17 protein-coding genes are annotated in these 22,269 nt (G+C 62.8%); 11 read left to right on the forward strand and 6 right to left on the reverse strand.

What is annotated here, in order from left to right; genetic code table 11:
- Positions 1–168: 168 nt before the first annotated feature.
- The gene (locus SPHINGO391_RS08360; protein WP_152008402.1) at positions 169–1,227 is read left to right on the forward strand and encodes a hypothetical protein; all 1,059 of its coding nucleotides are present in this window, start codon (positions 169–171) and stop codon (positions 1,225–1,227) included.
- Positions 1,228–1,672: 445 nt separating this feature from the next.
- Here SPHINGO391_RS08360 and trxC read toward each other — a convergent pair whose 3' ends face one another.
- The 3 genes from trxC to SPHINGO391_RS08375 all read right to left on the reverse strand — a co-directional run bounded on the left by trxC (position 1,673) and on the right by SPHINGO391_RS08375 (position 4,239).
- Positions 1,673–2,113, reverse strand: coding sequence for a thioredoxin TrxC (gene trxC, locus SPHINGO391_RS08365; RefSeq protein ID WP_152008403.1), 441 nt, complete (start codon positions 2,111–2,113; stop codon positions 1,673–1,675).
- 7 nt (positions 2,114–2,120) lie between these two features.
- On the reverse strand, positions 2,121–2,747 hold the full coding sequence (locus SPHINGO391_RS08370; RefSeq protein ID WP_193217233.1) for a hypothetical protein: 627 nt from the start codon (positions 2,745–2,747) through the stop codon (positions 2,121–2,123).
- Positions 2,748–2,868: 121 nt separating this feature from the next.
- Positions 2,869–4,239 carry an aldehyde dehydrogenase family protein gene (locus SPHINGO391_RS08375; protein ID WP_152008404.1) on the reverse strand — a complete coding sequence of 457 codons (1,371 nt, stop codon included), beginning with the start codon at positions 4,237–4,239 and terminating at the stop codon, positions 2,869–2,871.
- A 69-nt stretch (positions 4,240–4,308) separates the two neighbouring features.
- Between SPHINGO391_RS08375 and SPHINGO391_RS08380 the strand changes: the two genes are divergently transcribed.
- From SPHINGO391_RS08380 to SPHINGO391_RS08410, 7 genes are all read left to right on the forward strand, one after another.
- The gene (locus tag SPHINGO391_RS08380) at positions 4,309–5,046 is read left to right on the forward strand and encodes a gamma-glutamylcyclotransferase (RefSeq protein ID WP_152008405.1); all 738 of its coding nucleotides are present in this window, start codon (positions 4,309–4,311) and stop codon (positions 5,044–5,046) included.
- Positions 5,047–5,215: 169 nt separating this feature from the next.
- Positions 5,216–6,589 (forward strand): 3-deoxy-7-phosphoheptulonate synthase class II, encoded by a 1,374-nt coding sequence (locus SPHINGO391_RS08385; protein WP_152008406.1) that lies wholly within the window; start codon positions 5,216–5,218, stop codon positions 6,587–6,589.
- 238 nt (positions 6,590–6,827) lie between these two features.
- Positions 6,828–8,330: a VWA domain-containing protein gene (locus SPHINGO391_RS08390; protein ID WP_244615146.1), complete on the forward strand. Its 1,503-nt coding sequence runs from the start codon at positions 6,828–6,830 to the stop codon at positions 8,328–8,330.
- 189 nt (positions 8,331–8,519) lie between these two features.
- Positions 8,520–8,942 (forward strand): GFA family protein, encoded by a 423-nt coding sequence (locus SPHINGO391_RS08395; RefSeq protein WP_152008407.1) that lies wholly within the window; start codon positions 8,520–8,522, stop codon positions 8,940–8,942.
- A gap of 1,046 nt (positions 8,943–9,988) precedes the next feature.
- Positions 9,989–10,804, forward strand: coding sequence for a class III extradiol ring-cleavage dioxygenase (locus SPHINGO391_RS08400; protein WP_152008408.1), 816 nt, complete (start codon positions 9,989–9,991; stop codon positions 10,802–10,804).
- Positions 10,805–10,935: 131 nt separating this feature from the next.
- Positions 10,936–12,627 carry an NAD+ synthase gene (locus SPHINGO391_RS08405; protein ID WP_152008409.1) on the forward strand — a complete coding sequence of 564 codons (1,692 nt, stop codon included), beginning with the start codon at positions 10,936–10,938 and terminating at the stop codon, positions 12,625–12,627.
- The gene (locus SPHINGO391_RS08410) at positions 12,624–13,844 is read left to right on the forward strand and encodes an MFS transporter (protein ID WP_152008410.1); all 1,221 of its coding nucleotides are present in this window, start codon (positions 12,624–12,626) and stop codon (positions 13,842–13,844) included. The genes SPHINGO391_RS08405 and SPHINGO391_RS08410 overlap by 4 nt, the downstream gene beginning before the upstream one ends.
- 1 nt (position 13,845) lies before the next feature.
- Here SPHINGO391_RS08410 and SPHINGO391_RS08415 read toward each other — a convergent pair whose 3' ends face one another.
- The 3 genes from SPHINGO391_RS08415 to dgcA all read right to left on the reverse strand — a co-directional run bounded on the left by SPHINGO391_RS08415 (position 13,846) and on the right by dgcA (position 18,724).
- Complete coding sequence (locus SPHINGO391_RS08415) at positions 13,846–15,018, reverse strand: DUF2865 domain-containing protein (RefSeq protein WP_193217234.1); 1,173 nt, start codon at positions 15,016–15,018, stop codon at positions 13,846–13,848.
- 156 nt (positions 15,019–15,174) lie between these two features.
- Positions 15,175–17,490, reverse strand: coding sequence for an NADP-dependent malic enzyme (locus SPHINGO391_RS08420; RefSeq protein WP_152008412.1), 2,316 nt, complete (start codon positions 17,488–17,490; stop codon positions 15,175–15,177).
- A 250-nt stretch (positions 17,491–17,740) separates the two neighbouring features.
- The gene (gene dgcA / locus SPHINGO391_RS08425; protein ID WP_152008413.1) at positions 17,741–18,724 is read right to left on the reverse strand and encodes an N-acetyl-D-Glu racemase DgcA; all 984 of its coding nucleotides are present in this window, start codon (positions 18,722–18,724) and stop codon (positions 17,741–17,743) included.
- Positions 18,725–18,932: 208 nt separating this feature from the next.
- On the opposite strand from dgcA, the gene SPHINGO391_RS08430 reads away from it, so the two are divergent.
- The 3 genes from SPHINGO391_RS08430 to SPHINGO391_RS08440 are packed head-to-tail and all read left to right on the forward strand — an operon-like array spanning position 18,933 to position 22,262.
- A complete protein-coding gene (locus SPHINGO391_RS08430) occupies positions 18,933–20,015 on the forward strand; it encodes an MlaE family lipid ABC transporter permease subunit (RefSeq protein WP_244615381.1) in 1,083 nt (360 codons plus the stop codon).
- A gap of 10 nt (positions 20,016–20,025) precedes the next feature.
- Complete coding sequence (locus SPHINGO391_RS08435; RefSeq protein ID WP_152008415.1) at positions 20,026–20,892, forward strand: ABC transporter ATP-binding protein; 867 nt, start codon at positions 20,026–20,028, stop codon at positions 20,890–20,892.
- Complete coding sequence (locus SPHINGO391_RS08440) at positions 20,892–22,262, forward strand: MlaD family protein (RefSeq protein ID WP_152008416.1); 1,371 nt, start codon at positions 20,892–20,894, stop codon at positions 22,260–22,262. Before SPHINGO391_RS08435 ends, SPHINGO391_RS08440 begins: the two co-directional genes overlap by 1 nt.
- Positions 22,263–22,269 lie beyond the last annotated feature (7 nt).

Consider the following 22,269-nt stretch of genomic DNA (forward strand, 5'->3'; position numbering starts at 1 on the left):
ATCTGGGGTCCGCAAAAGGACTGTAATGCGCAATCTTGGCCTCAAATCTCCGCCAAGGCCCGCATTTTGAGCAAGTAGCAAGCACCCCAGTAAAACGGTTCAACAACAGTTTGGGTCAGCCATTTACGTAAACTCTGCCAACTCGTATAATATCTTGGAAATCAGAAAGTGACTTTTATGCTGCAGACTGCCCTCTTTGTCTTGAAGATTTTCAGTGCAGTTTTAGCCGGCGTGTTCGGTGCGATTGGCACCGTAAAGGAGTTCCGTGGCGAAGACGGCGAAGTGACAAGGTGGGGCAAAGTTGCTCTTATTGGCGTCGTCGTTAGTTCCATCACTGCTGTTTCGACTCAATTCATCCAAGAATTAATCGATCAACAAAGCGCAAAAAAGTCAACTGAACGCATAGAACTGCAGGTAGAAAACCAGCGAAAAATACTTGAGCGTATGGTCACACAAGGAGAGCAGTCTCAGTCGATATTGTCGACTTTGGAAAGGAGTCTCACAAAATTCAGCGCAATTTCGGCGTCTGCTTTTATTGAGCTCCCCGATAATGTCGAATTGATAGGCCAGTTTGAACAAGAACTGCTGGCGGAGTATTCGGCCTTTGTTAAAGCCGGGACAGCGTATGGCGGTCCAGTTTACGCGTCTCGAACCTCGCATGATGGCATTGAGGCAATCTCAGTCTCAGCATTTGGAGGGTTGTACCCGCAGTCGGGTAAATCGAATTCATTAGGCTGGTTGCTGGAGAGTCTTTCCCTGGAAGCTGCATTTTATAAGGAGCCGAGGGCAGACGCTGATTTGGTGGCCATGCGTTGGTCCGGCGAAGGGCAACCGGATCTGCAAATTGGCTTCACAATAGAAGACCTACCAAATCTGAGTTACGAGTTGGAAGGCTCAAAATTCAACATCTTGCAATCTAATACCAGCGACAGCCAATTTTGGGATAGCAGTGGTGAGATTATCTCGCTGAGTGATTTGGCAGGTGCGCAAGTCTATTTCTATCTAAGTGCCTCCGGAATGTCTGGTATGCAGCCGGATGTAGCTTCTGTGTTCTGGGACGGCGTGCGTGATTCGGTGTTGGAAACAGTTGTTTTGCGGATCGACGAGATAGATCTTTGGTTTCGTGATGCACAACTACGAGAATTTCAGGCAGATAACGGAGTAACGGTTTGGACTGCAACGCTACCTGAAACTTTGACAGAGATTTTCGAGAGCCACGTTCGCTGACTTCACATTTCTTGATTGGCCACAAAGCGGCAACGAAACTCAGCTTGTCACAGGTTAACTGGCCAGCCAGAAACTCGCTCAACCGTCGCAATTAACAAACTTTGCCTAGAAAGATTGGAACTTCGTCTTGTGACGTTGAACAACAGACTTTGTCTGTTCGGCTGGCGCCTGAACTAGGCTTTTGCCGCGATTGGCGGATATACGGGATGCGGTCGTAGCACTTGGAGAATATGCTGAATATCTGCTCCGGACCGCCCATAGCCCCTACAATGTCGGCTTTAATATGACGAGCTGCCATTGGCACATTGCGCAGCATCTTGAAGTTTGGGCTCGGAGTCGCCACTCGCTGCACCCGGTTCGAACGTCAGCAATGGGCCGAAAGCGCCACCAAAGCTCATCAACCAACCTCTCTCACCGAGCACCCAAGCCAAGTGCCTGACGGCCGTCACCGCTTCAGGTGCTGGCTGACCCAGCTTACAATCGACCGCGCGTCCACGGCGCCGGGCTGGCGGGCTGTTTCGCGGCCCTTGTCAAACAGGATGATCAGCGGGATGCCGCGGATCTGGAAGCGGGAGCCGACGGCCTGGTGCTGCTCGGTGTCGAGTTTGGCGAATCGCACTTTTGGCGACATCTGTTTGGCGGCGTCGGCAAACTGTGGTGCCATCATCCGGCAGGGCCCGCACCAGGGCGCCCAGAAATCGACCAGCAGCGGCAGTTCGTCGTTCTTCAGGTGCTTGTTGAGCTGCGCCTCGTCGAGCTCGAACGGCGTGTCGGGCATGAGCTGCGCCTTGCAGACGCCGCAGCTGGGCCGGGCGCCGAGCTTGGCCGCGGGGATCCGGTTCTTGGCCTGGCAGGAGGGGCAGGTGAGGTGGGTCAGGTCTGTCATGTCCGGTTCATTCAACCTTGGCTGCGTCCAGGTTGACGACATCCTCGACCGGCTTGCTCATGCCTGAGCCCACCAGCGAGGGCAGGGTGTGCAGGTGCACGCCCTCGCCCTTGTGGCCTGCTAGGATGGCGAGCGCCCGCTGTTCGTGTTGTTCATCGCGGGTGCGGACCCAGAGCAGCAGGCCGCCGGACATAAGATGCGTTTCCATTTCCCTCGCCTGGGTCGCGCCGATAAGACCCGCCAGCACGGTGCCGATGGAGCCGCCGATGCCGCCCGCAATCAGCGCCGCGGTGGCGGCCGCAGCCAGTGCGCCGCCGGAGGCGACGACCGCCGCCCCGCCGATCATCGCCGGCACATAGACCAGGACGCCGATGACGGCGCCCATGGCGTCGCCGACGGATTCGGTTGAGACGAAGGCGGTGGTCGGCACCTCGACCCGGTCCTCGAGCTCGCGCGCCGGCACATAGGCTTGGTGCAGCTTGTCTTCGATCGCCCTTTCCGATGCCAGAATGCTCAGGTCCATCCGGTTGAAGCCCTGGCTCAGCAGATCATCGACCGCGGCCTGCAGATCTTCCGCGGTATGGAAAATGCCGACGGCTTCGGTGGTGTTGGAATAGGCAGACTGTCCGGTCATGGTCTTCACTCCGCTCAACGTTAGGCTGAACCTATTCATAGCAAGATTTGAATTTGTAACCTTGATATGCGTCAAGACCTGCCGGGAACGCTGCTGGTGCAGGCTCGGTGACCCCGTGCTTCTACTGCAGCCGCTTGAGCCAGGTGAGCTTGCGCTCGGAGAAGGGCGGGTAGCGCAGCGGCACGTCGAAATGCTCGCTCTTGGTCAGCACTGCCCGTGCGTGGCTGAACGTGTCGAAGGAGGCTCGGCCGTGATAGGCGCCCATGCCGCTGGCGCCGACGCCGCCGAACGGCAGGTCGGGGACTGCGAGATGCATCACCACATCGTTGATGCAGGCGCCGCCCGAACTGGTCCGCTCGATCACCTCGCGCTGGATGTCGCCGGACTTGGCGAACAGATACAGCGCCAGCGGCTTGGGGCGGGAGGTGATGAACCGGATCGCATCGTCGATTGCGCGGTAGGTCATCACCGGCAGCACCGGGCCGAAAATCTCCTCGCGCATGACGGCTGACTCGGGTTGCACGCCGGTGAGAACGGTGGGTGCGATGTATTTCTCCGAGCGGTCGGTTTCGCCGCCCATGGCGATGTCGCCACCGGAGATCAGCCCGCTGACCCGGTCGAAATGCCGCTCGTTGATGATCCGCGGGTAATCCGGGCTCAACTTGGGATCGTCGCCGAAAAACTCGGCGGTCACCTTGCCAAGCTGTTCGACAAAGGCATCCGCGACGCCTTCCTGCACCAGGATGTAATCGGGCGCGATGCAGGTCTGGCCGGCATTGAGGAACTTGCCCCAGGCGACGCGCCTTGCCGCGGTCGCAAGGTCGCAGTCCTCATGAATGATGCAGGGGCTCTTGCCACCCAGCTCCAGCGTCACCGGCGTGAGATGTTTGGCCGCCGCCGTCATGACGATCCTGCCGATCGCCTCGCTGCCGGTGAAGAAGATGTGGTCGAAACGCTGTTCAAGCAGCGCGGTCGATACATCCGCGCCGCCTTCGAAGACCTGGAACGCGTCCGGGTCGAGATAGGCGGGGATCAGCCGCGCCAGCAGTTCGGATGTCCGGGCCGAGACCTCCGAAGGCTTGATGGCGGCGCAGTTGCCCGCGGCAATTGCCCCGATCAGCGGCGTCAGCACAAGGTTGACCGGATAGTTCCACGGCGCGATGATCAGCACCACGCCGAGCGGTTCATGCACCACCTGGCTGTGTCCGGGCTGGTTGGACAGCGGTGTCGAGATCTTGTCGGGCCGCATCCAGGCCTTGAGATGGGACAGGATGTGGCCGATCTCGGCCAGCACGGTGCCGGTCTCGGTCATGCGCGCTTCAAAGCCGGACTTGCCGAGATCCGCATGCAGCGCCTCGTTGAAGGCCTCCTCGTTTTCCTCGATCATGGCCTGCAGGCGCTTGAGTTGCGACCGCCGCCACTTTTCCGGGCAGGTCTTGCCGCTGTCGAAACTGGCGCGGAGGCTGGCGATGCGCTCTGATGGGTTGGTCATGATCTTTGCCCGTTTGTGAGTAGACTGTGCTTCATGGCTATTGCCTTTATGTAGGAAGACGCGATCACGATGTCCAAGATTGAAGAGCCGCTGCAGGCCGGGTTGCGAGGCAAACCGCGGACCGACCCTTCGCCGCAGCGTCGCGCCGCACCCGCCGGGCCGGGCGAAATCGTCGGTTATTTCGGCTACGGCTCGCTGGTCAATCGGGTGACGCTGCGGACCGACATCGTGGCGGCCATCCCGGCGCGGCTCAATGGCTGGCGGCGGACCTGGCGGCCGCGGCCGCTGATGGAGGCGGACACCATGGCCGAGACCGCGCTTGCCGGAGATGTGGTGCCCTCGCTGCTGACCGCGCATCGCGCCGAAAAGGCATCGATCGACGGCGTTCTGATCATTGATCTTGCCGTCAACCTGCCGGTCATCGACACCCGCGAATTCCGCTATCACCGGCGTGACATCACGTTTGCGGAGCTGAGCTTCGATGCAGAGCGCGCCGAACGGGAGACCGGGCTGAGGCTCGGTTCCGGCACGCGGCTGCATGTCTACGAGGCGAGGGTGGAGCATCCCGAGGCCGGCGGCCCGTCGCCGATCCTGAGGTCCTATCTCGATGCGGTGATGCAGGGGTTTCTCCGCGAGTTCGGGGAGGAGGGGGTGCATCGTTTCGTGGCGGAGACCGAGGCGTTTCACCTGCCGATCCACGAGGACCGCGACCGCCCGCTCTATCCCCGCGCGGTGAGCCTGACGGCCAGTGAAACCGAGCTGTTTGATCTGGCTCTCGGCCGCCGCGGGAGCGGTCCGGAGCGCTGATTCGCATTGCCGGGTTTGCAGCCGCCCAATTGATCGCTATAAGCCCGGTGAAATCAACGGATCCGCGGGCATGTTGCCCGCAAAACAGCCGGGTATGCGCCCGGCCAACCCGCGGGCGGATCGCCCGTTTAAACCGCCGGGCATGAGCCCGGCCAACACGGTGAACGACATGGCACAGAACTGGACCCCATCAAGCTGGCGCAACAAACCGATCCAGCAGGTCCCGGATTATCCGGATGCAGAGGCACTGAAGGTGACCGAGGCCCGGCTGGCCAAGTTTCCGCCGCTGGTTTTTGCGGGTGAGGCCCGCCGGCTGACCTCGGCGCTTGCCGATGTCGCCGAAGGCAGGGGCTTTCTGCTCCAGGGCGGTGATTGCGCCGAGAGCTTCGCCGAGCACGAGGCCGACAATATCCGCGACTTCTTCCGCGTCTTCCTGCAGATGGCCGTGGTGCTGACTTTTGGCGCGCAGCAGCCGGTTGTGAAAATCGGCCGCATTGCCGGCCAGTTCGCCAAGCCGCGCTCGTCCAACATCGAGAAGCAGGGCGACGTCGAGCTGCCGAGCTACCGCGGCGACATCATCAATGGCATCGAGTTCAATGAAGCCGACCGCATCCCCAATCCGGAACGCCAGATCATGGCCTACCGGCAGTCGGCGGCGACGCTCAACCTGCTGCGCGCCTTTGCCCAGGGCGGCTACGCCAATCTCGACAATGTGCACCAGTGGATGCTCGGCTTCGTCAAGGACAGCCCGCAGGCCGAGCGCTACCGCAAGCTCGCCGACCGGATCTCCGAGACCATGGACTTCATGAAGGCCATCGGCATCTCCGGTGAAAATCACCCGAGCCTGCGCGAGACCGATTTCTTCACCAGCCACGAAGCGTTGCTGCTTGGCTACGAGGAAGCCATGACCCGCATCGATTCCACCTCGGGCGATCATTACGCCACGTCGGGCCACATGATCTGGATCGGTGACCGTACCCGCCAGACCGACCACGCCCATGTCGAATATGCCCGCGGCATCAAGAACCCGATCGGCCTCAAATGCGGCCCGTCGCTCGATCCGGACGAACTGCTGACGCTGATCGACATTCTCAACCCTGCCAACCAGGCCGGCCGGCTCACCCTGATCGCGCGCTTCGGCCACGACAAGGTGGCCGATCACCTGCCCAAGCTCATCCGCGCCGTTGAGCGCGAGGGCCGCAAGGTTGTGTGGTCATGCGATCCGATGCACGGCAACACGATCACGCTCAACAACTACAAGACCCGTCCGTTCGAGCGGATCCTGTCGGAAGTGGATTCGTTCTTCCAGATCCACCGCGCCGAGGGCACCCATCCGGGCGGTATCCACATCGAGATGACCGGCAAGAACGTCACCGAATGCACCGGCGGGGCCCGTGCACTGTCGGGCGAAGACCTGCAGGACCGCTACCACACCCATTGCGACCCGCGTCTGAACGCCGACCAGGCGCTCGAACTCGCCTTCCTCGTCGCCGAACGCATGAAGGGCGGCCGGGACGAGGAAAAGCAGGTTGTGAACGGCTAAGGTTCGGGTCGCAACCGACTGACATGAATGCAAGAACGCCGGGGCAAGTCCCCGGCGTTTTGCGTTTCGGGTCGTGCAGTTCCTGCGCGATGCCAGAAACGATTTGAACACTGCAAAATTGGCCGGTAAAAACAACAGGTCTCTTGTTGTTTGTTTCATTGGTTCGAGGTGTATATTGTCTGGAAGGTTTGTCGGCAGGTTTAGTCTTGCATTTGTTCTCTCCCTTGTTGCTCCGCAATTGGCTGAAACATCCTTTGCCCAAGATGCGTCTGCAGGAGCCAGAACCATCATCGTCATGGATGGCTCCGGGTCGATGTGGGGCCAGATCAATGGCGTCCCGAAGCTCGAGATCGCCCGGGAGACTGTTGCGGAGGTGCTCAAGGGCCTTCCTCAGGAGCGGGAAATCGGGCTTGTTGCCTACGGCCACCGCACGCGAGGAGACTGCAGCGACATCGAGATCATGGTTCCGCCGGCGGCGGGAACGGCCGATGCTATTTCGCAGGCAGTCAATACCATGCGCTTCCAGGGGCGGACGCCGCTGTCCGACGCCGTGCGCCGCGCCGCCGAAGAGCTCCGCTTCACAGAAAATCCTGCCACCGTGGTTCTGGTGACCGATGGCATCGAGACCTGCAACGCTGATCCTTGCGCGCTCGGAAAGGAACTCGAGCAGTCCGGCGTCGAGTTCACCGCCCATGTCGTCGGTTTCGGCCTGACGCGTCAGGAAGGGCTCGAACTGTCTTGCCTGGCGCGTAACACCGGCGGTTCCTACTTCGATGCTTCCGACCGGGAGGGGCTGGGCAAGGCGCTCGATCAGGCGATCAAGACCGCCGCTCCGGCGGCAACGCCCGCCGCACCAGCGCCGGAACCGGTTCAGCCGGAGGCCACGCTCGATGCCGCCGACAGCGCTGCAATCACCTCGGCCGTGAAGGTCACCTGGACCGCGACGCGCAGCGAACGCGACTATATCGACGTCGCTCCATTGGGTGCGCCCGCCTTCGAGTGGGCCTCCTGGGTCGAGCTTGGTGACAGTGACAAGGTCATGCTGCGCATGCCGCCCGAACCCGGCGACTATGTCATCCGCTATATCGCGCCCGATGCTGCCGAACCGGTGGTGGCAAGCCGCCCGATCAAGGTGGTTGAAGGCGATTTCGTTCTCGACGGGCCGCTCACTGTTCAGGTGGGCGAGAGCTTCCGCGTCAACTGGCGCGGACCGGAAGGCGAAGAGAATTACATCGACATCATGGAGAAGGGCTCGACTGCAACGGAGAACGAACCCTCCTATGCATGGGCCCGAGACGGCAATCCGGCAGAGCTGATGGCGCCAATCACGGCCGGCGAGTACCAGCTGCGCTACGTGGTGCAGGGCGAGAGCGCACGCGCGGTCGGACTGTCGGTGCCGCTCAACGTGATCTTGGGCAGGGCGGAGATCGAGGCAGCGGAAGAGGTGGCGCCGGGAGCAGAGTTCCCGGTGCGTGCGCGCGGGCCGCAGAATTCGCGCCACTGGGTCGACATCGTCACGCCGGGTTTCTCCGAATTCAGCGGCGAGATCGGCTATTTCTATCTCGGTGAACCGGGTGCGCCCTTCACGGAAGGCAGCCTGACCGCGCCGGCTGAACCCGGCAGCTACGACCTGCGCTACGTCATTGAGGGCATGAAGGGCGACCGCCGCGTGATCGCGCGCCGCACCATCACCGTCAGCCCCGGCGCATCCGCCGACGTGTCGCTTGCTCCGGTGGAGTAGACGGTCGCTTTGCGTCGCGTTCCCGGCCGCCCAGAACAGCGGCCGGGCCAAGGCCCGCCGTTGGCCTTCCCTGTGTTGGAGCCCTCGGCTTCAAGTCGCGGCCTTGCATGTCGCAAATGTCAGTAGAATGGCAGGGCGCCTGCGTGCTTGTATCGCCTCCGACCTGAATCACAGTCCCCGGAGGCCCGCATGTCAGACGATCAAATCCGCACCGGACGGTGCAATTGCGGGGCTGTGCGTTTTCGCACCCGCGGTCAGCTCCGCGATGTCATCGCCTGCCATTGCTCGCAGTGCCGGCGTCAGTCCGGGCTCTATTTCGCTGCTACCAATGTGGCCGACGAGAATATCGAGATCGAGGGCGGGGACGCGATCACCTGGTACCAGGCGTCGGATTTCGCCAGGCGCGGCTTCTGTTCGACCTGCGGCTCGGCATTGTTCTGGAAGCACCAGTCCGATCCGTTCATCTCGGTGCTGGCGGGCAGCTTTGACGAGCCGTCGGGGCTCAAAATGACCAAGCACATCTTTTGTGCCGACAAGGGCGATTTCTACGAGATCGCGGATGGCCTGCCGCAATACGAGAAAGGCTCTGCCGGGTTGCTGGTGGCGGAGTGAGGGTCTTGTTCCTCTCCCCCTGTGGGAGAGGAAGAAAAATCACGGTCTTGGCGCGATAGCGCCAAGTCGTAGATTTTTCAGGTGAGGGGGCGGTCCCGTCTCCGAAACCGACCCCCTCTCTTGAAATTTCGAGCACTTGGCTGAAGCCAAGGTGCTGATACAGCCTTCGCGTGGCGTCGCGCTCAGGCCTTCGTTCACTGAAATCGGATTCTCCGATTTCTGGCCTACAGCCACCGCTTCGAAGTCTCCCCCACCTAGGGGGGGAGGGTGTCTGCCGCGCTCTCAACCCCATTTCATCCACACCTGTCAAACCCCATGCGATCATGGCCTTGCTCCCGTCACCGGATGGATTGCGAACGTTGCGGTCCAGGCGGGAGGAAGGCCTCCAGGTGGCTGCCGTAACGTGCGGCAGGACGAAGGAGGAGGCGGTGCACCGGCGGGCTCCGCTGGCAGCAGGATCAGCCTGAACGGGTGACCTTATGGGATGCCCAACGGGAGGATCGGCCAAGCCAGCCACCGGAGAAACCTTTGCCCCTTGTGCCGGCCAGCGCCGGCCGGCTGTCAGGGTGAGGGTGGAAACGGGCCTGTGGCGGGCCGTCTTGCGGATGCGGGAAGGACGTCTGGCGCAGTGTCAGAAGCTCTGGCGTTCCCGGATCGTCAACGCGAGGCCCAGCCCGTGCCGGACGATGCCACCCGTCGCTCAAGGCTGCCCGTGTCCGGGCAGCGAATAGGCGGCACGCGACCGCCTGTCGGATGCGGACACCATCCGGCGAAGTTCTGGCCCGCGCGCAATCTGCGCCACCCCCCGCATGTCTCCGCCACGGCGGCGGCATGCACACCAAATCCACTTCCGAACGGCACAGCCTGCGCGCGGCCATCCGGACTTGCACTTTCTCATCCCGGTGGTGCTGCACCATACGGGCGTTCCGCCGTGACATGGCGCGAAGACGGTAAAGGCTGTCTTCATATGCCGAACGATGAGTGATCAAAACGGCATCTTTTATGAACAGTTGAGACGGCCTATCTTGGTGGCAAGGAGAAAGACCATGAGCAAAACAGCATTTCCCGCCCTGTTCATTTCCCACGGCTCGCCCGACACGGCGATTGCCGACACGCAGGCCGCCGCCTGGCTCAGGCAGATGGCCGCCGATCTGCCGCGGCCGCGGGCCATCGTCGTCGCCAGCGCCCATTTCGAAGTGTCCGGCGGGGTTGCCGTCTCGGCTGACCCGGATCCCGAAACCATCCATGATTTCGGCGGCTTCGCGCCGGAACTTTACGCCATGCAATACCCGGCGCCGGGCGAGCCTGAACTGGCGCGGCGGATCACGGATGATCTGCAAGCGGCAGGGTTTCCGGCGCAGGCGGTCGACCGTCGCGGCTTTGATCACGGCGTCTGGGTGCCGCTGAAGCTGGCCTATCCCGATGCCGATATCCCGGTGGTGTCGGTTTCGGTTGATCCCAACAAGGGGCCGGACCATCATTTCCGGCTCGGCCAGGCTCTGGCGGAGCTTGGCGCGGAGGGCGTGCTGGTGATCGGGTCCGGTTCGTTCACCCACAATCTCGGCGAGGCGTTCAAGCTCTTGCGCGCCGGCGTACGCGAGGCCGATGTGCCCGGATGGGTGCAGGAGTTTACCGGCTGGATGAATGAGCGGCTGGCGAAGAACGATGTCGACGCGCTGATCGATTATCGCAGGGAAGCCCCGTTCGCCGTGAGGAATCATCCCACCGACGAGCACCTGCTGCCGCTCTATGTCGCCTTGGGGGCCGCAGGCGAGGGGGCCCGCGCCAGCCGGGTTCACGACAGCGCGGAATTCGGCGTGCTGGCCATGACCATGTGGCGCTTTGATCCCGTGGCGCTTTGATCCCATGGCCGGCGCATTGCCTGCCGGGTGTTCAGCAAGCCCGTGCGGGTGGGGCAAAAAACTGCGGCGAAGGCGCTGCAATCGGGATTGAATGATTTTCAAGCGCTGCGAGTTGGGATAACACCAAATCCATGACCCAGACCGAAGCATCATCCCCGTCCGGCACCATCCGCATCGCCGTCGCGCAGCTCAACCCGACTGTCGGCGATATCGCCGGCAATCTTGCCAAGGCGCGCGAGGCCCGGGCCGACGCGGCCCGCCACGGCGCGGACCTGGTGCTGTTCACCGAGCTGTTCATCGCCGGCTATCCGCCGGAGGACCTGGTGCTCAAGCCGGCGTTCCTGAAGGCCTGCCTGAAGGCTGTGGAAGCGCTTGCGCTGGACACCGCGGATGGCGGCCCGGCGGTGATCATGGGCTATCCGCGCACCGAGGGCGACAGGCGGTTCAACTCGGCTGCGGTGCTCGACGGCGGCAGGATCATCGCCAGCCGCGACAAGGTGGATCTGCCCAACTACGGCGAATTCGATGAAAAACGCGTGTTTCACGTCGGCGAGATGCCCGGGCCGGTGGCGATCCGCGGCGTGCGCATCGGCATTCCGGTGTGCGAGGATATCTGGGGCGATCTCGGCGTCTGCGAGACGCTGAGTGAAAGCGGCGCGGAAATCCTCTTGGTGCCGAATGGCTCGCCCTACTACCGCGGCAAGGTCGACATCCGGCATCAGGTGGTGCTGCGCCAGGTGATCGAGAGCGGTCTGCCGATGATCTACGCCAACCAGGTCGGCGGCCAGGACGAACTGGTCTTCGATGGCGCCAGCTTCGGCATGAATGCCGACAAGAGCCTGGCCTTCCAGATGAGCCAGTTCGAGGAAACCGTTTCCATCGTCACTTTCAAGCGCCAGCCGGACGGGCAGTGGACCTGCAGCAACGGGCCGGTTTCGGTGATCCCGGAGCGCGAGGAAGCCGACTACCGGGCCTGCATGCTGGGCTTGCGGGACTATGTCAACAAGAACGGCTTCCGCAATGTGGTGCTGGGGCTTTCGGGCGGCATCGATTCGGCGATCTGCGCAGCACTCGCCGTCGATGCTCTCGGCGAGGAACGGGTGCGGACCGTGATGCTGCCCTACCGCTACACGTCTGAGAGCTCGTTTACCGATGCCGAGGCCTGCGCCCGGGCGCTCGGCTGCCGTTATGACACCGTGGCGATCGAACAGCCGGTGCAGGGCTTTCTCGAGGCGCTGGGCGACATGTTCGAGGGCACCGACGAGGGGGTGACCGAGGAGAACCTGCAGAGCCGGGCGCGCGGCGTCATCCTGATGGCGATCTCCAACAAGTTCGGCTCGATGGTGGTGACCACCGGCAACAAGAGCGAGATGAGCGTCGGCTACGCCACGCTCTACGGCGACATGAACGGCGGCTTCAACCCGATCAAGGACCTCTACAAGATGCAGGTCTACGGGCTGTCGCGCTGGCGCAATGCGCATGTTCCGCCGGGTGCGCTCGGACCGTCGGGCGAGGTGATCCCGGTCAACATCATCGACAAGGCGCCCTCAGCCGAACTGAGGCCCGACCAGACCGACCAGGATTCGCTGCCGCCTTATCCCGTGCTTGACGACATTCTCGAATGCCTGGTCGAGCACGAGATGGGCGTCGAGGAGATCGTCGCGCGCGGCCATGATGTCGCCACGGTCCACCGGATCGAGCATCTCTTGTACATCGCCGAATACAAGCGCCGCCAGTCGGCGCCCGGCGTCAAGATCACCCGAAAGAATTTCGGCCGCGACCGGCGCTACCCGATCACAAACCGGTTCCGGGACCGGGGATGATTTTCACCTTCCTGCGCGACAATGCCCGCTGGGTCGCCGGCGGGTTCCTGCTGACGTTCTTTTCCTCGTTCGGGCAGACCTATTTCATCTCGCTGTCGGCGGGGGATATCCGCGCGGAGTATGGCCTGAGCCATGGTGGCTTCGGCACGATCTACATGCTGGCGACGCTGGCGAGTGCAGCGACGCTGCCGCAGATCGGCAAGATCGTTGACAGGATCTCTGTCGCTTCGACCGTGCTCCTGGCGGCCCCGGTGCTGGCGATTGCCTGCATCCTGATGGCCTGGTCAAGATCGCTGGCTCTGCTGGTGCTGGCGATCTACCTGCTCAGGCTGTTCGGGCAGGGCATGTTCACCCACATCGCCATGACCGCGATGGGACGCTGGTTCGCGGCTCAGCGCGGCCGGGCGATCTCGCTCACCGCCATCGGCGTCAATCTCGGCGAGGCCGTGTTTCCGATCAGCTTCGTCGGCGTTGCGGCGCTGGTCGGCTGGCGCGGGTCATGGCTGCTGGCCGCGGGCGTGCTGCTTGTCGTTGCACTGCCTGTGATCTATGGTCTGCTCAAGGTCGAACGCACACCGCAATCGGTGGTGTTGGATCCGGGCCGTCCGGCGGTGCGCGACTGGACCCGTGCGGAGGTCGTGCGCGATCCGTTGTTCTGGGCGTCGCTGTCGGGCGTGCTCGCTCCGCCGTTCATCGGCACCACCATCTTCTTTCACCAGGTCTACCTGTCTGAATTGCGTGGCTGGGAGCCGAGCGTGTTCGCGGCCTCGTTTGCGATCATGTCGTCAATGACCATCCTGTTCGCACTGATCGCCGGACAACTGGTCGACCGGTTTTCGGCGATCCGGCTGCTGCCGTCCTTCCTGGTGCCGCTGTCGCTCAGCTGCTTCGTGCTGGCATCGACCGATGCGCCGTGGGGCGCCTATGCATTCATGGCGCTGATGGGGATCTCCTACGGCTTCTCATCAACCCTGTTCGGCGCGCTCTGGCCAGAACTCTACGGCTCGAAGCACCTTGGCGGCATTCGCTCGCTGATCGTCGCGTTCATGGTCTTTGCCACGGCGATGGGGCCGGGCCTGACCGGGGCGCTGATCGATGCGGGGATATCCTACCCGGGACAGATCGCGGCGATGGGCGCCTACAGCGTGGCCGTGATCGTGATCATGACGCTGGTCAGCCGCAGAGCGCTGGCGCGCCAGCAGACTGGCCGGGCATGAATTAGCGGATCAGCGAGGGCGGGCGTGCCTTCAGATCCAGCTGTTCGGACTGGTCGGGCAGGAACACCGGACCGACAACGCGCACGTCCTGACGGTCCGGGGTCAGCGGCCGCTCTGCGGTCGAGGCTGCAAGCACGGCTGCGACATCTTCCGAAGTCAGCCGCATCTCGGCGTTGAGAAGAGATTCGGGATCCTCGCCGGGATCGGGCCGTTTGAACGGACGCACCCAGGTGGTCACCGACCCTTCGTTGTCGGCGGTGCCGTTAAGGATCGCCTCGCGGCGCTGCATCTCGTTGTAAAAGGCGCGCATGTTGCAGCCGCAAGCCTTGCTCATCGGTGCGCTCGCATTGCGATAGGCAAAGGCGTTTTCCATTTCCGTATAGGGTTCGCGGGTGCGGGCGGAAATCATGTCCTCGCTCTCCTGGCCCTGTGCGTCGTGGAAATAGAGCGCGGTCTTGGTGCCGGGGCACATCATCTGGCAGGTGCGCTCGTCACGGGCGAAATCGGACGGGGCGGCTGCCGAGGAGACCGGAAAGAAGAAGCCGTCGCAACTGCGCACACACAGGGTGCGGTAATTGCCGCCGCGGCTCGACCTGGGTTCGACAACGATGCGGCCGGCCGCGGCGCGGGCGCGCGATGTGTCGCTGCCCGCTCCGTCACCATTGCCAAGCACGGCAACCAGGCCGGGGCTGCGGCGGGACTTGGCCTTCAGTGCGGCCATCTTGCCCTTGAGTTCTGCAGCGCGGATAGCGGCGCGGTTGCCGTCGCAATCATTGGCATTGAGCGCGGCAAGGATCCGCCGCTTGGCGGTCCGGTCGTCACGGGTCGCATAGGAGTCGCGCTTGCGCTCGAGCGAGCCGAGATTGGCGCGCATCTTGGCGTGGGCGGCGCCGAGCTTGGCGCAGGCCTTGGCGTTCTGTCCGCCCATCACGATGAAACTGCCCGAGGAGCAGCGAAACCGGACGAGGTCAGCTTCAACCTGGTCGATCTGGCGCGACTGCTGCTCGGCGGCCTGGGCATAGCGCTGGTACTTTTCGGAGAATCCCGGGCCCGAGGAGACGTTTTCGAGCTGTGTCTTGAGCCGTGAGCACACCGCAGAAGCTTCCGCCGCTCCGGTGCCGGCAAGGGCAAGCACCAGCATGGCCAGGGAACTGCGAAACCAGACGCGACGCATGATCAACTCCAACACATATAAAACACCGTCAGTCACCCAAGGCATACCTCAGATACCCTAACAGTTTTATACTAGCGCCAGAGGGCGACTGCTCCAATCACATCCGGTTGTTTACCTTAACCGGGATTGCAGAGCCGGTAGCCGCGTCTTGATGGTTCAGTCGGCCGAGGACGCCTCGACCACAGCGAGTGTGGCCATGTTGACGACGCCGCGCGATGTGACTGATGGAGACAGGATGTGCGCGGGCAGGGCCGGGCCGAGCAGGATCGGGCCGACATGCAGCGCCTCGGTCATGGTCTTGACCACGCCGAGCGCGATGTTCGCGGCATCGAGATTGGGGAAGACCAGCAGGTTGGCCTCGCCGGTGAGCGTGCTGTCGGGCATCACCCGGCGGCGCAGCACCTCGGATATGGCTGAATCGCCGTGCATCTCGCCGTCGACCTCCAGCTCCGGGGCCAGCGAACGGATGATCGAAAGCGCGCGTCGCATCTTGTCGGCGCTGCCTGAATCGCGCGAGCCGAAATTCGAATGCGAGACCAGTGCAGCCTTCGGCGCAATTCCGAAGCGGCGGATCTCCTGGGCGGCCATGATCGTGGTTTCTGCTATCTCCTCGGCGCTCGGATCGAACGACACATAGGTGTCGGTAAAGAAGGTGGCGCCGCGCTGGGAGATCAGCAGGCTGAGCGCGGAGAAGTCAATCACACCCTCGCGCTTGCCGATGATCTGCGAAACATCGCGCAGGTGCTTGGTGTAGCGGCCTTCGAGCCCGCAGATCAGCGCATCGGCTTCACCGCGCCGGACCGCCAGCGAGCCGATCACGGTGGCATTGGTGCGCACGATCGTGCGGGCGGCTTCCGGAATCACGCCCCTGCGTCCGACAATCGAGAAATATTCGTCCACATAGTCGCGGAAGCGTGGATCATCCTCGGGATTGATGACGGTGAAATCTGCACCGGGCCTGATCCTGAGACCAAATCTTTGCAGGCGGCTTTCGATGATGCCGGGGCGGCCGATCAGGATCGGCTCGGCGATCTCTTCCTCGAGCAGCACCTGGGCTGCGCGCAGAACCCGCTCGTCCTCGCCCTCGGCGAAGATCACGCGCTTTTTGGTGGCGGACTTGGCGGCGGTGAACAGCGGCTTCATGATCAGGCCGGAGCGGAAGACGAAGCGGTTGAGCTGGTCGACATAGGCATCCATGTCGGCGATCGGCCGCCGGGCGACGCCGGATTTGGCCGCCGCCTCGGCCACGGCCGGGGCGATCCTGAGGATCAGCCGCTGGTCGAAGGGCGAGGGAATGAGATATTCGGGGCCGAACACCGGAGTTTCTCCCGAATAGGCCCGGGCTGCGATGTCGGAGGGTTCTTCCCGCGCAAGCGCCGCGATGGCGCGGACGGCAGCCATCTTCATCTCTTCATTGATGGTGCGCGCGCCGCAATCAAGCGCGCCGCGGAAGATGTAGGGGAAGCACAGGACATTGTTGACCTGGTTGGGGAAATCCGACCGGCCGGTGCAGATCATCGCGTCGGGGCGGGCGGCGCGGGCCTCGTCCGGCATGATCTCGGGTGAAGGATTGGCGAGCGCCATGATCAGCGGCCGTTCGGCCATCGTGGCCAGCATTTCGGGCTTGAGCACGCCAGCGGCGGAAAGTCCCAGAAACACGTCGGCGCCGCCGATCGACTCGGTCAGCACCCGGTTGTCGGATTTTTGCGCATAGACCGATTTCCACTGGTCCATCGCCACTTCGCGACCTTCGTAGACAAGGCCGTCGATGTCGTGCACCCAGATGTTCTCACGCTTGGCGCCGAGCGCCACAAGCAGGTTGAGGCAGGCCAGTGCCGCTGCACCCGCGCCGGAGGTGACGATCTTGGCATCCTCGATGTTCTTTCCTGCAAGCTCCAGGCCGTTGAGAATGCAGGCGGCAACGATGATGGCGGTGCCGTGCTGGTCGTCATGGAAAACCGGGATATCCATGATCTCGCGCAGCTGCTGCTCGACCTCGAAGCATTCTGGCGACTTGATGTCCTCGAGATTGATGCCGCCGAATGTCGGCTCGAGTGCGGAGATCACGCTGACCATGCGGTCGACATCGGGGGCATCGATCTCGATGTCGAAGACGTCGATGCCGGCAAATTTCTTGAACAGCACCGCCTTGCCTTCCATCACCGGCTTGGAAGCAAGTGGCCCGATGTTGCCGAGACCAAGGACAGCGGTGCCGTTGGAGACCACGGCGACCAGATTGGAGCGCGCGGTATAGGCGGCAGCGGCGTCCGGATTGTCGCGAATGGCGAGGCAGGGTGCAGCGACACCCGGAGAATAGGCCAGCGCCAGGTCGCGCTGGTTGCCAAGCGGCTTGGTGGCTTGGATCTCGAGTTTTCCCGGCCGCGGATAGCGATGGTAGAACAGCGCGTTTTCGTCGAGCTCACCGCTTGAAGGTTTGGGATCGGCGGCGCGCTTGTTGTCTGTGGAGGTCATCTGCGGCTCTTCTTTGTATTTGGTCGTGGAACAGGGATCAGGCGGTCACTGTGCCGGGATCGGGAACAGACGCCTTGAGGGGCAGGGACCGGCAATTAAGCTGATTCCAGCGCAAATTGCGGCGAGCTTGTCAGAATTCATCGGTTTCCCCCTCGATAAACCGTTTGAACGGTTCATTCCGTTCTAGAACCGATCGCGGCCAAATGGAACCTGTTTGATGGTCTATCGGGACCGTCACGACGGCGCGCGGCTAGCCCCAGAGGTCCGGCGAGGGCGGAGAGACCAGCGAACCGGAATAGACCAGGCCCGGGGAGCGGTCCCTGGCCATCAGCAGGGGGCCGTCGAGGTCGACCCAGTCCGCATCCTGGGCAAGCAGCACCGCCGGCGCCATGGCAAGCGAGGTGCCGACCATGCAACCGATCATCACGCCAAAACCAAGCTCGCGGGCGCGGTCGCGCATGGCCAGCGCCTCGGTCAGGCCGCCGGTTTTGTCGAGCTTGATGTTGATCGCGTCATAACGGTCCGAAAGCGCCTGCAGGTCGTCGATGGTGTGGACGCTTTCATCGGCGCAGATGGGGACCGGGTGGGGGATATGGGCCAGAAGCTCGTCCTTGCCCGCCGGCAAGGGCTGCTCGATCAGCCCGATATGGAGTTCGGCGGCAAGCAGAAGGTGTTCGCGGATGTTGCTTTCATCCCAGCCTTCATTGGCGTCGAGAATGATCTCCGCGTCGCGCGCAGCACTGGCCACCGCATGCATGCGGGCGCGGTCATCGGAAGTGCCGACCTTGACCTTGAGCAGCTTCTGCGAAGAGTGGGCGCGGGCCTCGTCGGCCATGTCGGCGGGATCGCCGAGCGAGATCGTGACGGCGGTGGGAACCGGGCGCGGCAGGATCCGGCAGGCGCTGGCAGAGACCCGCTTTCCGGTGAGCTTGGCCTCGAGATCCCACATGGCGCAATCGACGGCGTTGCGGGCAGCTCCGGGCTTGATCGCGGTCTGCAGCTCCTGCCGGGTCATGCCCGCCGAGACCGCTCCGGCCAGCGCCTCGATCGCCTTGAGCACACCTTCGACTGTTTCGCCGTAGCGCTTGTAGGGCACACACTCGCCGTGGCCGCTGACGCCGTTTTCGGTCAGCGTGCAGGTCACGACATCGGCAGCGGTCTTGGCGCCGCGCGATATGTTGAAGGCTCGCTTGAGCGGAAAACTGTCGATCCGGGCGCTGAGGTGTCGGGGCATTGCAACGGGTCCTGAAAAAAGGGTCGATGAACAGGCGGGACGGACGCTATTCCGGAGCCTGTGCGGTGACAGGTCCGGAACGAGCCGCTATGTGTGGTTCATGTTGACCAAACAGCAAGAAGATACAAGAGCCGAAGCCCCGAAGGTCGGCCTGAAAAGCCAGCCCCCGCGGATCGAGCATGATGTCTCGGACGGCGTGGAGCGGCTTATGCTTGCCGGCGACTGGCGGCATGCGGCGATCTCCGGTGTGTGCGGCAAGATGCTGGAAATCCAGGGCAACCTGTCGGGCAAGCCGCTGGAAATCGATCTGAGCGAACTGGGAAATTTCGACACTGCCGGCGCCTGGCTGGTGCGAAAGACCATGCTGGCGGCACGCTCGCGCGGGGCCGATGTGCGCCTGACAGGCGCGTCGGAACAGGTGTCCGAACTGATCGAGGCCATTCCCGATCTGGTCGATGAGCCTCAGGCAGGGCCCAAGGATCTGCCGCCGAGGTTTGAGCGCATGTTCTCGCCGGTCGGCAAGGCGATGTACGAGCTCTACGACGATTTCATCGCCTCGCTCTACATTCTCGGCTCGGCCGTCCGCGGTGCGCAACTCAAGCTCAACCGCTCGGCAGGCATCTCGCCCGCGGCGATTGTCACCCAGATCGATCATATGGGTGTTCGGGCGGTGCCGATCATCATGCTGATGAGCTTCCTCATCGGGGCGATCATTGCCCAGCAGGGCGCGTTCCAGCTTCGCTATTTTGGCGCGGAAGTCTTCGTTGTCGACCTGGTCGGCATCCTGCAACTGCGGGAAATCGGCGTGCTTCTGACCGCGATCATGATCGCCGGTCGCTCCGGCAGCGCGATTACCGCCGAGATCGGCTCGATGAAGATGCGCGAGGAGGTCGACGCGCTCAAGGTGATGGGGCTCAACCCCGTCGGCGTGCTGGTGTTCCCGCGCCTGGTGGCGCTTACCGTGGCGCTTCCGCTGCTGACGATCGTGGCGAATTTCGCCGCCCTTGCAGGCGCGGCTGCGGTGTCGTGGAGCTATTCGGGTATCACGCCGGACGTGTTCGTCACCCGGTTGCGCGAGGCGATTGACATGTCGACCGTCACATCGGGCATGATCAAGGCGCCGTTCATGGCGCTGATCATCGGCATCGTTGCCTCGGTCGAGGGCATGAAGGTCGGCGGCAGCGCCGAATCGCTGGGCCGGCGAGTAACCGCTTCAGTGGTCAAGTCGATCTTCGTGGTCATCCTGGTCGATGGCCTGTTTGCCATGTTCTACGCCGCCATTGATTTCTGAGGCCGACCGGATGATCCAAAGCAGCGAGAAAGAACCTGGCAAACGCGAAGTCATCCTGTCGGCGCATGATGTCACCGTGGCCTTCGGCAGCAACGTGGTGCTCGACAAGCTCGATCTCGATGTCTATCGCGGCGAGATCCTGGGCTTCGTCGGCGGCTCGGGAACCGGCAAGTCGGTCTTGATGCGCTCGATTTTGCGTCTGATCCCGCGCCAAAGCGGTGTGATCCGGATTCTCGGCGAGGATTACGACAAGGTCGACGAGGCCAAGAAGATCGAGCTCGACATGCGTCTCGGTGTGCTGTTCCAGCACGGGGCGCTGTTTTCGGCGCTGACCGTGCGTGAGAACATCCAGGTGCCGATGCGCGAGTATCTGGACCTGCCGCAGTCGCTGATGGATGAACTGGCCGAACTCAAGGTGGCGATGGTGGGGCTCGCGCCGGATGCGGCAGACAAGTACCCCTCCGAGCTTTCCGGCGGCATGATCAAGCGCGCCGCCCTCGCGCGGGCGCTTGCGCTTGATCCGGATCTGGTTTTTCTGGATGAACCGACATCCGGGCTTGATCCGATCGGCGCGGCGGAGTTTGATGAGCTGATCGCGCAGTTGCGTGACACGCTGGGGTTGACGGTCTACATGGTGACCCATGATCTCGACAGCCTGTTCTCGGTCTGTGACCGCATCGCGGTGCTGGGACAGAAGCGGGTGATCGCGGAAGGAACGATCAAGGACATGCTTTCATTTGACGACCCGTGGATCCAGTCCTACTTCAAGGGCAAGCGGGCGCGGATGATCCCTGACCGGACATCGCAGGAACGCTCCAGTCCACCCCAGGAAACCGGCGCCACGCTTGAAAGCGGCCAGGAAAGCGAAGCAAACTGATGGAAACGCGGGCCAATTACGCAATTGTCGGCTTCTTCACCCTGGTGGTGATGCTCTCGGCGTTCGGCTTCGTCTACTGGATGGCGAAATTCGGCAATACCGGCGAGACGGCGCCGATGATCGTGCGCATTCCCGGTTCCGCCAACGGTCTGTCGAACGGCTCGCCGGTCCGCTTCAACGGCATTCCCTACGGCGTGATCCGAAACATCAGCATCGATCCGGACAGCCCCGATTTCGTCATTGCGGAAACCACGATCCGGGCCGACGCGCCGGTCTACACCGACACCCGCGCGGCGCTCGAAATCCAGGGCCTGACGGGATCGGCCTATATCGAACTGCAGGGCGGTTCGCCCGGCAATCCGAATATCCTGACGCGGGCGCGGGAGCTGGGACAGGTCGCTGTCATCGACGCCGATCCGTCGGGTGTCACCAACCTGCTGGCTACCGCCGACGACATTCTCAACCGCGCAAACCGGGTGATCGGCGAGGTCGAAGGGTTCGTCAAGGATGCCCGGTCGCCGCTGACCGAGACACTCAAGAACACCGAGGTCTTCACCGCTGCCCTGCGTGACAATGCCGATGGCATTGACGATTTCCTGCAAAGCGTTGCCGATCTGTCGCAGACGGTGAAGTCCGTTTCGGGCCGGATCGACAGCACGCTGGCCTCGGCAGAGAACCTCATCACCTCGATCGATCCTCAGAAGATCGACAGGATCCTCGCAAATGTCGACAAGGTGACCTCGGATGTCGCCAGCGCATCGGGAGAGATCACCAGGACGCTCGAGAGCTTCAGCCAGGCCGCAGGGTCGCTTGAGCGACTGGCTGCGGACGCAGGTGAATCCCTCGACAAGGTCGACACGATCATCGCCAGCATCGATCCGGCCAAGGTCGGCCAGTCGATGGACGACATCGCGCTCGCCAGCGCGGATGCGCGCAAGGCGCTCGCCGATGCGCGTGGCGTGGTGGAAACCTTCAGTGCCCGCAAGGAAGATTACGACCTCATCATCACCGATGTGAAGCAGCTCACCGGCAGGCTCAACGCGGCGTCGACGCGGGTTGACGGGGTGCTTGCCAAGCTCGACAATTTCCTTGGCGAGGGGGACGCCTCGTCGCTGATCGCGGATGCCGAAGCGACGCTGAAATCCTTCCGTGACGTGGCGGATTCGCTCAATGCCCGGGTCGGCCCGATCGCTGACAACCTGCAGCGGTTCTCCGGCTCGGGGCTGCGCAATGTCGAGGCGCTGGTCAATGATGCGCGCCGCTCGATCCAGCGGATAGAGCGTTCGATCTCGACCATCGAGCAGGACCCGCAGCGGTTGATCTTTGGCGGCGACACGGTCAAGCAGTATGACGGGCGGAACCGGCGTTGACTCTTCG

The sequence above is a fragment of the Hoeflea sp. EC-HK425 genome (assembly GCF_902498795.1).
Classification (GTDB): Bacteria; Pseudomonadota; Alphaproteobacteria; order Rhizobiales; family Rhizobiaceae; genus Hoeflea; species Hoeflea alexandrii.

What these genes read in the sequence shown, in the direction of transcription:
- dgcA (WP_152008413.1), bottom strand. Translation starts at nt 18,724, where the DNA reads ATGCCCCGACACCTCAGCGCCCGGATCGACAGTTTTCCGCTCAAGCGA.
- SPHINGO391_RS08410 (WP_152008410.1), top strand. Translation starts at nt 12,624, where the DNA reads ATGATTTTCACCTTCCTGCGCGACAATGCCCGCTGGGTCGCCGGCGGG.
- SPHINGO391_RS08440 (WP_152008416.1), top strand. Translation starts at nt 20,892, where the DNA reads ATGGAAACGCGGGCCAATTACGCAATTGTCGGCTTCTTCACCCTGGTG.
- SPHINGO391_RS08380 (WP_152008405.1), top strand. Translation starts at nt 4,309, where the DNA reads ATGTCCAAGATTGAAGAGCCGCTGCAGGCCGGGTTGCGAGGCAAACCG.
- trxC (WP_152008403.1), bottom strand. Translation starts at nt 2,113, where the DNA reads ATGACAGACCTGACCCACCTCACCTGCCCCTCCTGCCAGGCCAAGAAC.
- SPHINGO391_RS08375 (WP_152008404.1), bottom strand. Translation starts at nt 4,239, where the DNA reads ATGACCAACCCATCAGAGCGCATCGCCAGCCTCCGCGCCAGTTTCGAC.
- SPHINGO391_RS08420 (WP_152008412.1), bottom strand. Translation starts at nt 17,490, where the DNA reads ATGACCTCCACAGACAACAAGCGCGCCGCCGATCCCAAACCTTCAAGC.
- SPHINGO391_RS08405 (WP_152008409.1), top strand. Translation starts at nt 10,936, where the DNA reads ATGACCCAGACCGAAGCATCATCCCCGTCCGGCACCATCCGCATCGCC.
- SPHINGO391_RS08385 (WP_152008406.1), top strand. Translation starts at nt 5,216, where the DNA reads ATGGCACAGAACTGGACCCCATCAAGCTGGCGCAACAAACCGATCCAG.
- SPHINGO391_RS08435 (WP_152008415.1), top strand. Translation starts at nt 20,026, where the DNA reads ATGATCCAAAGCAGCGAGAAAGAACCTGGCAAACGCGAAGTCATCCTG.
- SPHINGO391_RS08370 (WP_193217233.1), bottom strand. Translation starts at nt 2,747, where the DNA reads ATGACCGGACAGTCTGCCTATTCCAACACCACCGAAGCCGTCGGCATT.
- SPHINGO391_RS08400 (WP_152008408.1), top strand. Translation starts at nt 9,989, where the DNA reads ATGAGCAAAACAGCATTTCCCGCCCTGTTCATTTCCCACGGCTCGCCC.
- SPHINGO391_RS08395 (WP_152008407.1), top strand. Translation starts at nt 8,520, where the DNA reads ATGTCAGACGATCAAATCCGCACCGGACGGTGCAATTGCGGGGCTGTG.
- SPHINGO391_RS08430 (WP_244615381.1), top strand. Translation starts at nt 18,933, where the DNA reads ATGCTTGCCGGCGACTGGCGGCATGCGGCGATCTCCGGTGTGTGCGGC.
- SPHINGO391_RS08415 (WP_193217234.1), bottom strand. Translation starts at nt 15,018, where the DNA reads ATGCGTCGCGTCTGGTTTCGCAGTTCCCTGGCCATGCTGGTGCTTGCC.